The 14,870-nt window shown below is 43.2% G+C and carries 13 protein-coding genes; 7 read left to right on the plus strand and 6 right to left on the minus strand.

Annotated elements, in window-relative coordinates; all coding sequences use genetic code 11:
• Position 1: 1 nt before the first annotated feature.
• Entirely contained in the window at positions 2-1,216 is a 1,215-nt protein-coding gene (locus ACX3PZ_RS06765; RefSeq protein WP_459083704.1) for a THUMP domain-containing class I SAM-dependent RNA methyltransferase, read from the minus strand.
• Positions 1,217-1,316: 100 nt separating this feature from the next.
• Between ACX3PZ_RS06765 and ACX3PZ_RS06770 the strand changes: the two genes are divergently transcribed.
• Both ACX3PZ_RS06770 and ACX3PZ_RS06775 read left to right on the plus strand, forming a co-directional pair.
• Positions 1,317-2,048 carry a class I SAM-dependent methyltransferase gene (locus ACX3PZ_RS06770; RefSeq protein WP_459083705.1) on the plus strand — a complete coding sequence of 244 codons (732 nt, stop codon included), beginning with the start codon at positions 1,317-1,319 and terminating at the stop codon, positions 2,046-2,048.
• The gene (locus ACX3PZ_RS06775) at positions 2,045-2,734 is read left to right on the plus strand and encodes a ZIP family metal transporter (protein ID WP_459112332.1); all 690 of its coding nucleotides are present in this window, start codon (positions 2,045-2,047) and stop codon (positions 2,732-2,734) included. The genes ACX3PZ_RS06770 and ACX3PZ_RS06775 overlap by 4 nt, the downstream gene beginning before the upstream one ends.
• Positions 2,735-2,893: 159 nt before the next feature.
• On the opposite strand, the gene ACX3PZ_RS06780 is transcribed toward ACX3PZ_RS06775, so the two are convergent.
• Genes ACX3PZ_RS06780 through ACX3PZ_RS06790 form a run of 3 tightly spaced genes read right to left on the minus strand, consistent with a single transcriptional unit; the run spans position 2,894 to position 5,766 of the window.
• Positions 2,894-4,291, minus strand: coding sequence for an OmpP1/FadL family transporter (locus ACX3PZ_RS06780; RefSeq protein ID WP_459083707.1), 1,398 nt, complete (start codon positions 4,289-4,291; stop codon positions 2,894-2,896).
• 14 nt (positions 4,292-4,305) lie between these two features.
• Positions 4,306-4,710: a hypothetical protein gene (locus tag ACX3PZ_RS06785; RefSeq protein ID WP_459083708.1), complete on the minus strand. Its 405-nt coding sequence runs from the start codon at positions 4,708-4,710 to the stop codon at positions 4,306-4,308.
• Between the two features lie 54 nt (positions 4,711-4,764).
• Positions 4,765-5,766 carry a prolyl-tRNA synthetase gene (locus tag ACX3PZ_RS06790; protein ID WP_459083709.1) on the minus strand — a complete coding sequence of 334 codons (1,002 nt, stop codon included), beginning with the start codon at positions 5,764-5,766 and terminating at the stop codon, positions 4,765-4,767.
• A gap of 150 nt (positions 5,767-5,916) precedes the next feature.
• On the opposite strand from ACX3PZ_RS06790, the gene proS reads away from it, so the two are divergent.
• The 5 genes from proS (at position 5,917) to dnaJ (ending at position 12,073) form a co-directional block, all read left to right on the plus strand.
• On the plus strand, positions 5,917-7,392 hold the full coding sequence (proS, locus tag ACX3PZ_RS06795) for a proline--tRNA ligase (protein ID WP_459083710.1): 1,476 nt from the start codon (positions 5,917-5,919) through the stop codon (positions 7,390-7,392).
• Positions 7,393-7,476: 84 nt separating this feature from the next.
• A complete protein-coding gene (locus ACX3PZ_RS06800) occupies positions 7,477-8,754 on the plus strand; it encodes a DUF937 domain-containing protein (RefSeq protein ID WP_459112333.1) in 1,278 nt (425 codons plus the stop codon).
• A gap of 169 nt (positions 8,755-8,923) precedes the next feature.
• Positions 8,924-10,252, plus strand: a complete 1,329-nt coding sequence (locus ACX3PZ_RS06805; protein WP_459083712.1) for an Nramp family divalent metal transporter — start codon at positions 8,924-8,926, stop codon at positions 10,250-10,252.
• Positions 10,253-10,343: 91 nt separating this feature from the next.
• Positions 10,344-10,892, plus strand: a complete 549-nt coding sequence (locus ACX3PZ_RS06810; protein WP_459083713.1) for a nucleotide exchange factor GrpE — start codon at positions 10,344-10,346, stop codon at positions 10,890-10,892.
• 56 nt (positions 10,893-10,948) lie between these two features.
• Positions 10,949-12,073 carry a molecular chaperone DnaJ gene (dnaJ, locus tag ACX3PZ_RS06815; protein ID WP_459083714.1) on the plus strand — a complete coding sequence of 375 codons (1,125 nt, stop codon included), beginning with the start codon at positions 10,949-10,951 and terminating at the stop codon, positions 12,071-12,073.
• A 111-nt stretch (positions 12,074-12,184) separates the two neighbouring features.
• On the opposite strand, the gene clpP is transcribed toward dnaJ, so the two are convergent.
• Together clpP and dnaG are read right to left on the minus strand one after the other, a co-directional pair.
• Positions 12,185-12,874 carry an ATP-dependent Clp endopeptidase proteolytic subunit ClpP gene (gene clpP / locus ACX3PZ_RS06820; protein WP_459083715.1) on the minus strand — a complete coding sequence of 230 codons (690 nt, stop codon included), beginning with the start codon at positions 12,872-12,874 and terminating at the stop codon, positions 12,185-12,187.
• 75 nt (positions 12,875-12,949) lie between these two features.
• The gene (gene dnaG, locus ACX3PZ_RS06825; protein ID WP_459083716.1) at positions 12,950-14,869 is read right to left on the minus strand and encodes a DNA primase; all 1,920 of its coding nucleotides are present in this window, start codon (positions 14,867-14,869) and stop codon (positions 12,950-12,952) included.
• Between the last annotated feature and the right edge of the window lies 1 nt (position 14,870).

Consider the following 14,870-nt stretch of genomic DNA (forward strand, 5'->3'; position numbering starts at 1 on the left):
TTTAGTTTTCTGAGGTATTGTGAGTATCCGTTGTATCCGTTGAGTCTAGAGAAGCGACTTTGCTTTGTCCGCCTCTTTTCTTGGTGCCCTCATACATTTCGTATTGCAAAAAGCGAGTTTCTAATTTGCCATTAAAAAGTTTGACTTTGCGCGAAGGACGAAGTCCTATCTTTTTCACAGCTTCTAGATCAGAGGAAATTAACCAAGCTAGGGTGTTGGGGTAGGACGTTTTAAACGTATCCCCAATTTTTTTGTAGAAGTCCGAATCCGTGATTTCAATGCGTTCGTCGTACGGAGGATTAAACACAATGAGCAGTGGGAATAACTCTTTTTTGCTTTCAAAGAAATCTTGGTCTCGAACTTCAATTACGTCCTGAAGTTCGGCTGCCGCTAAGTTTTTTTCTGCCGCATGAAGCATCTTGGAATCAATATCGTATCCCACTATTTTTCCGTCCAAAGGAGTCATTCGGTTAAGGCGGTGTTCTTTAATGGATTTGAAAAGTTCGGCATCGTAATTCGGCCAGTTTTGGAACGCAAAACTTTTACGGTAGAGCTGAGCAGGCATGTTCATACCGATCATCGCGGCTTCAATTAATAGGGTTCCAGATCCGCACATAGGGTCTAGGAAGTTTCCTTTTCCATCCCATCCTGCAATTTGAAGCATTCCGGCAGCTAAGACTTCGTTTAGAGGAGCCTCTCCTCCGTCTTGCCTGTAGCCTCTTTTGAAAAGAGCATCGCCCGAGGAATCCAGTGAGACCGTGACAAATTCACGGTCAATATGCAAATTGAATTTAATATCGGGATTTTTTGCATCGACGCTAGGACGCATCTCAAAGTGATCGCGGAAGTAATCCACGATGGCATCTTTCATCTTAAGGGTAATAAACTGCGAGTGTGAAAACGTCTCGGAGTAAACCGTCGAATCAATGGCAAAAGTTTGTCCCGCTTTTAAGTATTTGTCCCAAGGAAAACGATAAAGCTTATCGTAAAACTTTTGTTCGTTATAAGCTTGAAATTCAAATAGGGGCACAATAATTTTCAGGGCCGTTCTTAGGGAATAGTTGATCTTGTACAAGAAGCCAAGATCCCCCTCACAGTTCACCGCTCGGTTTTTTATTTGCACATTTTTGCCTCCCAGTTTTTTCACTTCTTCTGCAAGAAGTTCTTCGAGTCCAAAAAAGGTTTTGATTTGTATTTGTAAATCGTCTGAAGTCATAGGGTTGTTTTAGAGTGACTAAGGATTTAATATCACTGCGTAATGTTTTCTCGCGCGATTAAATCGGTCTTAATTTGGCAAATTTAGCTATTTTTGCACAATGGAGTGGTTTAAAACATGGTTCAATTCGCCATACTATCATATACTATATAAAAACAGGGATTATAACGAGGCTGAAGCCTTTCTAAAATTGCTTTTACAAGATCTTCAATTGCCTTCTGAGGCTCATATTATTGATCTTGCTTGTGGAAAAGGACGACATAGTGTTTTTTTAAGTCGGTTAGGCTTTAAAGTACTAGGACTTGATCTATCGGAAGAGAGTATTTTAGCGGACAAAGCCTACGAACATAAAGATTTAGATTTCCAGGTGCACGACATGAGGGATCCGATTGATTCGGAGCCGGTCGATGCGGTCTTTAACCTTTTTACAAGTTTTGGCTATTTTAGTGATCCTAAGGACGACGAAAAAGTCTTTGAGTCCGTCTCGAAGGTCCTAAAGCCGGGAGGTTATTTTGTACTTGATTTCTTAAACAAAGGGCAAGTGATTGAATCTCTCGTCCCCAAAAGTGAAGAAAAAAGGGACGAACTTGTTTTTCATATTGAAAAGCGCATCGAACAAGGTGCCGTCATTAAAGAGATCCGCTTTGAGCATGAAAAGAAGCCTTATTTTTTCTTTGAAAAAGTACAGCTGCACTCTTTAGAGTATATAGAGTCTCTCGCACAGAAATTTGGACTCGTAAGAGAGAAAACTTATGGGGATTACGCATTAAGTACGTACCATGAGACTAAATCTCCTCGCTGTCTAAGCGTATTTAGAAAAACTACTTTATGATTATACTGCTTCTAATTTTAAGCGTTATTGTAGGCGTACTGCTGGGAAAGTATTTAGGGCAAAAGCAAAAAGTGGCCAAGAGTCTCTTGGTCTTATCTGCAGGCTTTTTAATTACCATCTGCCTGAACGAAGTCTTTCCCATCGTGTATGAAAGGATCGATCACAACATCGGTATATGGGTCATTGCAGGGGTGCTTCTTCAAATGTTCCTTGAGAATTTGACCAAAGGGTTTGAGCACGGGCATATGCATCATCATTCGGCGGATGCGATTTTGCCTTTAGCTCTCATTGTGGGTCTATTTATCCATGCCTTTATTGAAGGAATTCCACTAGCGAATGAAACGGAGTGGAACACCCCGTATTTGCAAGGGATTTTAATTCATAACCTTCCCATTTCTTTTATTCTTGGCTCGTTTTTGTTCCAACATAAAAAGTTCTCAGCTTCTTCTTGGTTTATCATTGCGCTCTTTGCCATTGCCTCTCCCTTAGGCATGCTTCTAGGTCGTTATTTTGATCCGAATCTAGAGCCTTATTTCCTTGCCGTGGTGGGAGGAATCTTCCTTCATATCTCTTCAGTCATTATCTTTGAGAGTAACAAGAACCACAATGTGGATTGGTCTAAGATTGTCCTGGTCGTTCTCGGAATTGCGTTCGCCTTGCTAGGCCACCAATTTCATCATCATTAATTACAACAGGCATTTGGGAAGCGAAGTGCTATCGAGTGCGGGCTCGAGTCCCCTCTTGAAAGTACATACGATCTAAAGCCAAAGAGAGCGGATTAGAGAAAATAAAAAAGGATTCGCATGTTTTGCGAATCCTTTTTGTTGTGAGGATAGGGAGGTTATTTAAAATTTCCAACCTAATGTGAGGGTCACTAGCGATCTTTTTGAATCTACATTGCTAACCAAAGCGTAGTCGTTTGCAAAATAAGCACTAGGTGAAAAATACTGTGTTTGAGCTGCCTCAGAACCTCTTAAGAAAGGCATGTTGTACTCCGAGCTAATGTGGTTGTATGCGGCATCTATATAGAAGGACTTGAAGTCGTACCCAATCCCTGCGGCAAGCGTTTGTTTTGCGCCCGCATAGAGATCCTCGTAAGAAGCCTCTTGATTTTGTCCCTCCGCATTTAGAATTCCTAAGGTCATGTTATCGATTGGACTCGAGGCATAGCCGTATCCTGCTCTTAGACGAAGTCCTTCGTAACGATATTCTCCCCCAATTTTAACTTCAGAACTGTTTTTGTAGTGATCTGAGTAAAACGCGTCCATTTCGCTTTGTGCAGCAGAACCCATTTTTCCAAAGCTAGGTTTGGATAGTCCCAGACTGTAATCCACGTTTAGAGCAAAGTTCTTACTTGGAACATAAGCCGCACTTAAAGTCGCTTTCGCTGGGCTCGAAATGCTTCGAGACTCTCCGTATTCACCGTCCTGGGTACTGTCTAAACCGTAGTAACTGTACGTACGCTCCATGCTCCACCAAGTAGGCGTTTCAATGGCTGCACCCAATCGAAACTCAGGGCTTACTTTTCCAATGACCCCAATGGAGGCAGAAAATCCGCTCGCATCTTCAAAATAAGGCGTGTATTGTTTTGCAAAGACTTCGGTTTCTCCATCGCTACGGTACTTCATCGCAGCCGTGTCCCATTGAGACAAAGACGCACTGTGAAGGTTGATGGCCCCCCCGACATAGATTCTATGGTCGTAGTTTCCACCCACTGCGATCGACATTTTGCTTTTGTCCCCAAGGCGGTTAAAGGCATGAGCACTGTAGGAGAGTTGATCTCCATCGGCAAGGTCGAAAGTCACAAGACTGTTTCCGGGAGCTTCCGAATAATCTTCAACAGATTCTCTGGAGAAGCTAATTCCTAGGTTAACGAATTTCCACGCGGAACTCATTCCTGTAGGGAAAGCCACAATGGCCCCTACGTGGCCTAAATCGGTGTTGTTTAGCTTGTAGTCTAAACTATTGCCGTGGAGTGAGGTCGTATTTTGAGTTTTATCAATACTTAAAGTAGCTGAAAGATCACTTGCAATGGCAACTCCAATCCCTGCTGGGTTGGTTGCGATGACAGAGGCATCTCCTCCAAGAGCTCCCATGGATCCTGCCATGGAATTGAATTTAGAAGAACCAAGCGTGCTTGGGCTACTATAGAGATCAAGTGAATTTCGAAGGACAGACGTATCCTGCGCTTGCAAATAGAAAGCCGCAGAAATTGTAAGAAGTGTGAATGACTTTTTAAACATTTATTATTGGATTGTTATTTTTGTTTAACAGGGCCGTTGTATCCCGAATTTTTGCTAGCCTCAATCACGGCCTTTGGAAGTTGTTTGCCCTCATCAGAGAATTCTCGTCCCCCGATTTCTTTAAACGCGGTAGCAGAGCTTAAATTTTGAGCAGAACGTTTTTCCACACTATGTGATTTTCCGCGGTTACGTAAACTTGCATGGTTTACCTTCGTAGACTCCCTATGGTTTGTACGGTATTTAGGCCCTTTTGCTTTATTTGCTTTTAGACTAATCGAAGTGTCAGTCGAGACAGAACTAGAAGTCGTTGCAGTGGAGGTTCCATTTTTAGAGGCGTGTGTTTTTTCTTGCTTGCTTTGTGCTTGAAGCATCACCACGCTTGCAGAAATGGCTAAAATAGTAAGTGATTTGGTAATCATAACGTTTTAATTTTGAGGTTAAACTTGCTCTAAATTACGAATTTTTTTTAAACTTTATCTGAAACCGCCGCGAGTTCCTGAAGTACGGTTTCCCCCTGAGGAGCTTGAAGATCCAGAGGAACGGAAGCCTCCGTCGTTTCTAAAGCCACCTGAATTGGAATTTCTAAATCCACTGTCGGGTGTACGGTATTGAGTTCGGTTTTCGACACGCGGCTCTATTCGCTGCGGCTGCCGTGTTCTCGAATTCGTGTTCATCCGGTTGGAGTTGTTTAGAGTTCCTCGGCGAAGCGTAGAGCTCGACGTGTTTGGACTCGTAGATCGGAAAGTTCCTGAATTCCGGAATCCTGCATTGTTATTCATGCTATTGGTTTGCGGATTTCTATAATTTCCGTCCTGTCCGCTATTTCTTCTCGGTGCACGGTAAGTGTTGTAAGTTCCACTGTAGTAACCATTGTAATAGTTTCCGTATCCGTAGTAGTTTCCGTATCCACCATACCCATAGTAAGGTCCGTATCCGTAAAGGGAATTGTACCCATAGTAAGGAGAATATCCGTATCCCCATGGATCGTAAGGCATGTACCCCCATCCCCAAGGACGGTAGTTAAAGTAAGGAGAGTATCCCCAACCAAAACTAAAGGAAAAACGACTTGGCCAATACCCGGAGTAGAGTCCGTATCCGTAGCCATAAGGATAGTCCCAACCGCTACCGCTATACTGCGTAATGGATCCCGTGTACGATCCCCAATCGGAGTCCGTAGCTTCGAGCGTGTTCCAGTTGTCGTTTTGATAACGGGCCTTCGCATCCTGAACGTTTTTTTCGCTCTTTTCAAGGGTTGAAGGTTCGTCGTACTCATAATATTCGCCTACTTGGTTGTATTCTCCACCTACTTGGGCCACCGGCAAGGTGTCCGTGCTAGGATCGTAGTAAACGCCATCGGTTTCACTGTAGCCCCCTGGGTAGGCTCCACAAGAAATCGCAAACAGTGCGACTCCTACAAGTAGGCTAATTTGTGAAAAAGGCCGTTTTGGCAGGTTTTTATGTATATTTTTTTTCATGATAGAGTGAAAGATTTTAATTTAATTTATATTTGCATATTGGCTAAAAACGGAATTAAACAAAAGGTTTTTAGTCTTTTCAAATTTACGCTTTTTATTTAGATTGAAACGAAGCACAAAAGTTAAAAGAACGGACAAAATAAGAGTATTATGGCAAAATTAACGTCGAGAGAGGAGGATTACAGCAAATGGTACAACGAACTTGTAGTGAAAGCGGATCTTGCAGAAAACTCGGGAGTGAGAGGAAGTATGGTAATTAAACCGTACGGGTATGCAATTTGGGAGAAAATGCGGGACGAACTGGATCGCAAATTCAAAGAAACAGGTCACCAAAATGCCTATTTCCCTCTGTTTGTGCCGAAAAGTCTTTTTGAAGCCGAAGAAAAAAATGCGGAAGGATTTGCTAAAGAATGCGCTGTAGTGACCCACTACCGTTTAAAAACCGATCCTAACAATCCCCAAAAACTAATTGTGGATCCCGATGCGAAATTAGAAGAGGAACTTATTGTGAGACCCACTTCGGAAGCCATCATCTGGAATACCTATAAATCGTGGATCCAGTCTTACAGAGACCTTCCTATTTTAATTAACCAATGGGCGAATGTCGTTCGTTGGGAAATGAGAACCCGACTCTTTTTAAGAACCGCGGAGTTCTTGTGGCAAGAGGGGCATACGGCTCACGCCACTGAGCCCGAAGCAGTAGAAGAGTCCGAAAAAATGCTAGAGGTGTACGCGAAATTTGCAGAAGACTTTATGGCTATGCCTGTGGTTCGCGGAATTAAATCGCCTTCAGAGCGTTTTGCGGGTGCGGTTGAAACCTACTGTATCGAAGCGATGATGCAAGACGGGAAAGCCCTTCAGGCAGGAACTTCTCATTTCTTAGGTCAAAATTTTGCCAAAGCCTTTGATGTGAAATTCACGAACAAAGAAGGGAAGTTGGAACATGCTTGGGCGACGTCTTGGGGGGTTTCCACTCGTTTAATTGGAGCGTTAATTATGGCGCATTCCGACGATCAAGGACTTGTCCTTCCTCCCACTTTGGCGCCAATTCAAGTGGTCATTGTGCCTATCTTTAAAGGACAAGAACAATTAGAGCAAGTGAGCGAAGTGGCGAAATCACTTCAAGAAAAACTTCGCGCGAAAGGAATCTCGGTTAAGTTTGACGATGACGATCAAAACAAGCCGGGTTGGAAATTTGCGGAATACGAACTGAAAGGAGTGCCGATTCGGATTGCTCTTGGCGCGAGAGACCTTGCAAACGGGACTCTTGAAATTGCAAGAAGAGACAACCTCACCAAAGAATCCAGACCGATTGAAGGAGTGGAGGACTATATCGAATCCTTATTAGAAACCATCCAAAAAGATATCTATACCAAGGCATTAAACTTTAAAGAGGAGCATACCACGAAGGTGGACACGTTTGAAGAGTTTAAGGAGGTTCTAGAAACCAAGGGAGGATTTATTTCTGCCCATTGGGATGGAACCGAGGAGGAAGAGGAACAGATTAAGCAATTAACCAAAGCGACCATTCGCTGTATTCCTTTAGACAGTGCTCCAGAAGAGGGAGTTTCTCTGCTTACAGGAAAGCCTTCCACGCGCCGTGTGCTATTTGCTAAAGCTTATTAAATAATAGTTAAAATACTTTAACATTTAGGCCTTTGGATTGGTATTTGCTTAATGAATGATAGTTAACATTAAAAATAAACTATTATGGCATTAAACATTATTGAACTAATTAAAGGGCAATTAGGTCCTGCCTTAGTCTCGCAAGCTGCCACGCAGCTGGGCGAAAGCGAATCTGGAATTTCAAAAGCAATCTCGGGTTTAATTCCTTCTGTTATTGGAGGATTGGCAAACCATGCGGACGATTCGAGCGTACTTGATTCCATTACCGGAGCTTCAAGCGAAGGTCTTCTTGGCAATTTGTTAGGAGGATCCACTGGAAATTCTCTTGTGAGTTCTGTGCTACAAAAAATCTTTGGAGAAAAAGTAGGAGGTCTTATTAATTCCATTGCAGGTTTTGCAGGTATTAGTAACGGTTCGGCAAGTTCGCTACTGAATATGGTGACGGGAGCCTCCTTAGGATCTATTGGAAAATACGCAGCCGATCAAAATCTGGATGCGAGCGGAATTTCTTCTTTATTAAAAGACCAAAAAGGAATTGTTTCCTCTTTGCTTCCTGCGGGTCTTTCCCTTGCGTCTCTTGGACTAGGCGATTCCATTGTTCCGGATCCTAGCACCCCTGTGAATCCTGTGCCCCCGATATCACCCGTGGATACAACGACTCCAAAAGTCGATGTGCATAGAGCAGGAGCTACGCATGTGAAAGCAGAGCCGAAAAAAGAATCCAGTTCCGTTTTAAAATGGTTACTTCCTTTGCTGCTACTACTAGCTGCAGGGTATTTCCTTTTCAAACAATGCGATAACAAGCAGACTCAAACCACGATGACCGAGACGGATTCCCTTATGGTAGATGAAGATACCATGACTCTTGTGACGGACTCTTTAGCGACTACGCCTATGGATAGAGAAGCAACAAGCGTCATGCTTCCAGACGGAAAAACTCTGAATGCGTACAAAGGAGGAATTGAAGACCAAGTGGTTCAGTTTTTAAATTCATCGGACTACGCTTCGCTTAGCGATGACGATTTAAAAGACCGTTGGTTTAATTTTGACAACTTGAATTTTGAATTTGGAACGACGACTTTAACTCCGGAATCTCAAATGCAGTTAGACAACTTAAAAGCAATCCTTGCAGCGTATCCGGCTTCCAAAATTAAGATTGGTGCGTATACCGATAAAAAAGGAGACGATGCTTTGAATAAAAAGCTTTCTCAGGATCGTGCGAATGCTGTGAAAGCAGCTCTTGCTTCTGCGCAAGTGGTAGAAGCGGAAGGATACGGGGAGGAATTTGCCGTCGTGTCTGAATCCGCAACGGATCAGGAAAGAGAATCGGATCGTAAAACGGCGATTCGTTTTGTAAAGTAACTTTAATAGGCCCTAGGGCACACTATATTCATCGATTCCGAAAATCTTACTTGATTTTCGGAATCGTTTTGTTTAAGAAGACTGGGTGCACACACGAATTTATTTTAGAAAGGACTTGTTTATTAGATGACAATTCTTATTTTTGTTAGATTATTCTAACAAATTAAAAATGTCTAACAATTCCTCCGGATGGAGACGTTCTCGAAACCAAAATTCCTTGTCCGAATCGTTTGCTTCTGTGTCCATTCCAAAGGATGCCGGGTTTTGGCGCAAGCTACTTGCCTTCATGGGTCCAGGACTCATGATTGCCGTCGGATATATGGATCCCGGGAATTGGGCAACGGACATTGCAGGAGGCGCCCAGTTTGGGTATACGCTGCTTTCGGTTATTTTAATTTCAAATCTATTTGCCATTGTTTTGCAGCATCTTTCTTTAAAATTGGGGATTGCAGCAGAGCGTGATTTAGCGCAGGCTTGTCGGGATCATTATTCCCCTGGGGTGAATTTTGTGCTTTGGCTTTTTTGTGAGATTGCAATTGCGGCCATGGATCTGGCCGAAGTGATTGGAACGGCCATTGCTCTGAATTTACTTTTTGGAATCCCTCTTACGTGGGGAGTGGCCATTACCATTGTGGATGTCTTTGTGATTTTGCTTTTGCAATCGCGTGGATTTAGAAGGCTAGAGAGTCTCGTAGGAGGACTTATTTTTATTATTTTGATTTGTTTTGCCTATCAGATTGTTGTTTCTCAGCCTGAGATCTATCCGATTTTAAGTGGACTCGTTCCCCAGAAAGAAGTGGTTACAAATCCCTCTATGCTTTACATTGCGATCGGGATATTAGGCGCAACGGTCATGCCCCACAATCTCTATTTGCATAGTAGTATTGTACAAACCAGGGCCTACGAACGCTCTGTACCCGGAAAGAAGGAAGCGATTAAGTTTGCCACCATTGACAGCACGTTATCCCTTGGGCTTGCTTTCTTAATCAACGCAGCCATCCTTATTGTGGCCGCCGCTACGTTTCATACAACCGGAAATCATGACATTGCCGACATTCACGATGCTCATCGAATGCTAGAACCCCTTTTAGGAACCTCTCTTGCCAGCATAGCCTTTGCCATTGCACTGCTTGCCTCTGGGCAAAATTCAACGCTCACAGGAACTTTGGCCGGGCAAATTGTAATGGAAGGTTTTTTAGATCTAAAACTAAAACCTTGGCTTCGTCGCTTAATTACGAGACTTATTGCCGTCATACCCGCTTTTGTAGTGACAATCTTGTACGGAGAAAAGGGAACGACAGAGCTGCTTATCTTTAGCCAGGTGATTCTCTCTATGCAACTTAGTTTTGCTGTGGTTCCGCTCGTACTCTTTACAAGCTCAAAGAAAAAAATGGGAAGTTTTGTGAACTCCTCTCTAATGAAAGTCATCGTTTGGATCATTACGGTTATTATTGTGGTGTTAAATCTCTATTTACTCTACACGGAAATTCTTACCTAATCTGTCGAGAGGGCACAATAAATCGGACAAAATTTCCATTTCTTGGTTTTGGCAGTGAATTTGAGTGGACACTCGTAGTTAATTTTATATTATGTCAGAAAACAACGATAAGCAAGAAGAAATTTTAAGCGATGCGCAGGAGGCTACGAATGAGTCTGAAACTTTAAACACAGAGGCACAGATTCCCGTAGAGGAAAAAGAATCGACCGAAGCTCTTTTATTGCAGGAGAAGGACCGTTATGTCCGCCTGTTTGCCGAATTCGAAAACTATAAGAAAAGAACGGCTAAAGAAAAAATGGAGTTTTTCCAGTTTGCAAACCAAGATCTTATGAGCTCCATGCTGGGCGTGTTGGACGATTTTGAAAGAGCCCTAAAGGAAATCGCGAAGACGGAGCAAAAAGAGGATTTAAAAGGAGTCGAACTCATTTACCAAAAATTGAAATCGAAACTTACAGAAAAGGGTCTGAAAACCATTGAAGTAAATCCAGGCGATACGTTCAATGTGGATTTCCACGAAGCGATTACCCAAATTCCAGCTCCTTCCGAGGATTTGAAAGGAAAGATTGTGGATGTCGTGGAAACAGGCTATACCCTGTACGACAAAGTGATTCGTTTTGCGAAAGTAGTCACTGGAAACTAACTTTTTACCTAAAATCCTTTACGTGCCTTTAAAGGCCTTTTCCCATTTAAATTATTATGTCAAAACGAGATTATTACGAAGTTCTGGGCATCTCCAAAAGTGCGAGTCCCGAGGAAATTAAAAAAGCCTACCGTAAAATGGCCATTCAGTTCCATCCGGACAAGAACCCAGGAGACAAACAGGCCGAAGAAAACTTTAAAGAAGCAGCAGAAGCGTACGAAGTACTTAGCGATCCGCAGAAGAAAGCACGCTACGACCAGTACGGCCATGCCGGAATGAGCGGCGCCGGAGGTGGATTCGGTGGCGGTGGATTCGGCGGAGGTATGAGTATGGAGGATATCTTCTCTCAATTCGGCGATATTTTTGGGGGAGGATTCTCTGGATTTGGAGGCGGCGGCTCCGGGCGCGCGCAGCAATCAAGAGGCTCCAATCTTCGTGTACGTTTGAAGCTTAATTTGCAGGAGATGGTGGAGGGAACTCAAAAAACCATCAAAGTCAAAAAAATGAAGGCCGCTCCGGGAGCGACTGCTAAAACCTGTCCTACCTGTCATGGGTCAGGAGCGCAAGTAAAAGTCATGAATACCATGTTTGGTCAAATGCAAACGCAGACCACTTGTGGAACGTGTGGAGGACTTGGGAAAGTAGCCGATAAAATTCCAGCAGGAGCAAACGAGCACGGACTTATTCGTGAGGACGAAGAAGTAACGATCAACATTCCCGCAGGAGCAAGAGAAGGAATTCAACTCAATGTAAGAGGCAAAGGAAACGATGCTCCTTTTGGAGGAACGCCAGGGGACCTTTTGGTCGTGGTGGAAGAAGAGGTGGACAAAACGATCAAAAGGGAAGGGGATAACCTTCACCAAGAATTGTATATATCTTTTGCAGAAGCAGCATTAGGAACTTCAAAAGAAGTTTCTACTGTGGGAGGACTTGTCAAAATTAAAGTAGATCCAGGAACCCAAAGCGGCAAGATTTTAAGACTTGCTGGAAAAGGACTGCCGAGCATTGACAGTTACGGAAAAGGCGACATGTTCGTACACATTAATGTATGGACGCCTCAGAACTTAACCCCAGGACAAAAAGACTTTTTCGAGCAACAACTCGAAAGTGGAGAAATGGTGGCAGAGCCTTCTGGAAAGGAAAAGTCATTTTTTGACAAAGTAAAAGACCTATTTAGTTGAAGAGCGATTAAATCCTGGTTTGACAGGTTTTTTTCTTGAAACTATAAAAAGCAAATCGGGCTATCCAAATGGATAGCCCGATTCTTTGCTTGAAAGTCGCGTCTTTCTCGCTTATTTTTTAGGTTCTGCCTTACGCTCTAGTACTTCGTCAACCATTCCGTATTCTTTCGCCTCGCTAGAGGTCATCCAGTAATCACGGTCAGAAGATTTCTCAACCCATTCGTAGGTTTGTCCTGAGTGCGAAGAAATAATCTCATAGAGTTCTTTCTTCAATTTAAGCATTTCACGAAGGTTGATTTCCATGTCGGAAGCCACTCCTTGAGCACCCCCCGAAGGCTGGTGAATCATCACACGTGAGTGCTTAAGAGCTGAACGTTTGCCTTCTTGTCCTGCCACGAGAAGAACCGCGCCCATACTGGCTGCAATTCCGGTACAGATGGTGGCCACGTCCGGTTTAATGATTTGCATGGTGTCGTAAATCCCTAGACCTGCATACACGCTTCCTCCAGGAGAATTGATGTAAATTTGAATGTCTTTGTTAGGATCCGAACTTTCTAAGAATAACAACTGAGCCGTGACTATATTGGCTACTTGGTCGTCAATTCCTGTTCCTAAAAAGATGATGCGGTCCATCATAAGTCTTGAGAATACATCCATCTGAGCCACATTTAAGCGTCTTTCCTCCATAATATAAGGAGTAAGGTTTGTAGGGCCGTAATGATTCATGTACTGGTCTGTCGCAAGTCCACTGTTTCCTAGGTGTTTGACAGAAAAATCTCTAAAATCGTCTTTAATATTCATATGTAAGTTCTTTCTATGGGTTCTTATCTTCTCTACTGTTCAAAATGTGTTCCTAACTAAAAATTAGCCATTATGTCACATGATTCGGTGTAGCTCCTGGTCCATTTGGATTTTAAGCTGGTTGAGTCGAATGATCTTCGTGTAAATTTTATCCGCGTCTTCGCCCGTTTCTAGTTCTTTTTTTAGTTCCTCGATTAAATGCAGCACGTAGGTTCTCTTGTGACGAATTAAAACCTGCTCCACAATTTGGGGCACGAGTTCGTATTCTTGGTCAAAGTAAATGTTGTGCTTTCCCCAATCGCTGTTTTCGTACGGGGTTAAAAGAGCATCGGCTGCCTTTTGATTCAGTTCTTGGTCCATCAGGGTAAGGAAAAAGCCTCCGGTTCGAATTTGCGCATTTTCAAGACCCTCGAGGATGGCATTAAAAATCTTCGTGTTTAAACTAGAGCGCATTTCATAGCCGTCTTGTTGAAAATGAGACACAATTTCTTCCAGCACTGTAATCTCATATTCGTTCTGCTCCTGATCCTTTCGAGTAAGAACTTTTTCTCCGTATTTGAATAGAAGCTCAAAAAGCTTTTCTTCCAAAAGGAGCATAGGATCGATCGATTGGAAATCAGGCTGAGAGATTTCAAGGGTGGGTACCGGGCGCGCTTCTCTGGGTCTGGGTTTCTCGTTTTTTACAACCTGCTTTTGAAGACTAAGTTCATTAAAGAGGTTTTGAGGGGAGAGCGAAAACCGATCTGCCACTTCTTTTAGATAGATTTCTTGCTGTAGCGGGTTCTCAACATAGCCGATCGAGCGAACAATGTCCGTGATGGACTCCGCCTTTTTAATGGGATCGGTGCCAATGTCCTTTAAGAGGACTTCTGCTTTAAAGTTTATGAAATCCTGTGCCTCGTTTTGAATAAAGCTCTCGACGTACTCTCTTTCATGCGCTTTGGCAAACGAGTCCGGATCGTGCCCATCGGGGAAAAGTAGGATTCGGATGTTCATGCCTTGGGCTAGGAGAAGATCAATGCTTCTAAAACTCGCACGAATCCCTGCGGCATCCCCGTCAAATAAGATGGTGACGTTTTGAGTGAGTCGTTTGATGAGCTTAATTTGAGCCGTAGTGAGGGCGGTTCCCGAACTGGAAACCACATGTTCGATGCCGGCTTGATGCAGGGCAATGACATCCATATAGCCCTCCACGAGAAGACAAAGATTCTGCTTGGAAATGGCCTGCTTGCTTTGGTTAAGCCCGTAGAGCACATCACTTTTATGGTAAATCCCCGTTTCTGGTGAGTTGAGGTATTTGGCCGTTTTTATGTGGTTCTTTAGAATACGGGCTCCAAAACCTAGTACACGTCCTGAGAAACTATGGATTGGAAAAATCACGCGGTCCCGAAATCGATCGACTCCTGTAGGCGCATTGGAAGGAAAGACGGAAAGTCCTGAGCTTTCCAATAGCTCCTTGGAATAGCCTTTGTCTAAAGCATACTCTGTAAACTCATCTTTCTTTTCAGGTGAGTAACCCAATTGAAATTTTTCAATTAATTCTTTTTTGATCTGCCTTTCTTTGAAGTAGGCCAGTCCAATGCTTTGCCCTTCCTCGGTTTCAAAAAGCTGGTCTTTGAAAAAGTCCGCCGCAATTTCATGAATTTTATAGAGAAGTTCTTTCTCGTCTTGCGCCGCTAATTCTTCAGGTGTTTTTTGGACCAACGTTTCTTCGATCTGAATTCCGTATTTCTTGGCTGCAAAGCGAAGGGCTTCGGGGTAGGTGAAGTTTTCAATTTCCATTAAAAAGGAAATGGCGCTTCCTCCTTTTCCTGTAGAAAAGTCTTTCCAAATTTGTTTGGAAGGAGAAACCACAAAAGATGCGGTCTTCTCGTCCTTGAAAGGACTAAGACCCTTAAGGTTGGATCCGGCGCGCTTAAGCACGACGTATTCGCCTATGATTTCTTCCACCCGAATGGCCGAAAAAATAGCATCAATTGTTTTTTGCGAGATCATT

The organism is Chryseobacterium sp. A321 (assembly GCF_054489265.1).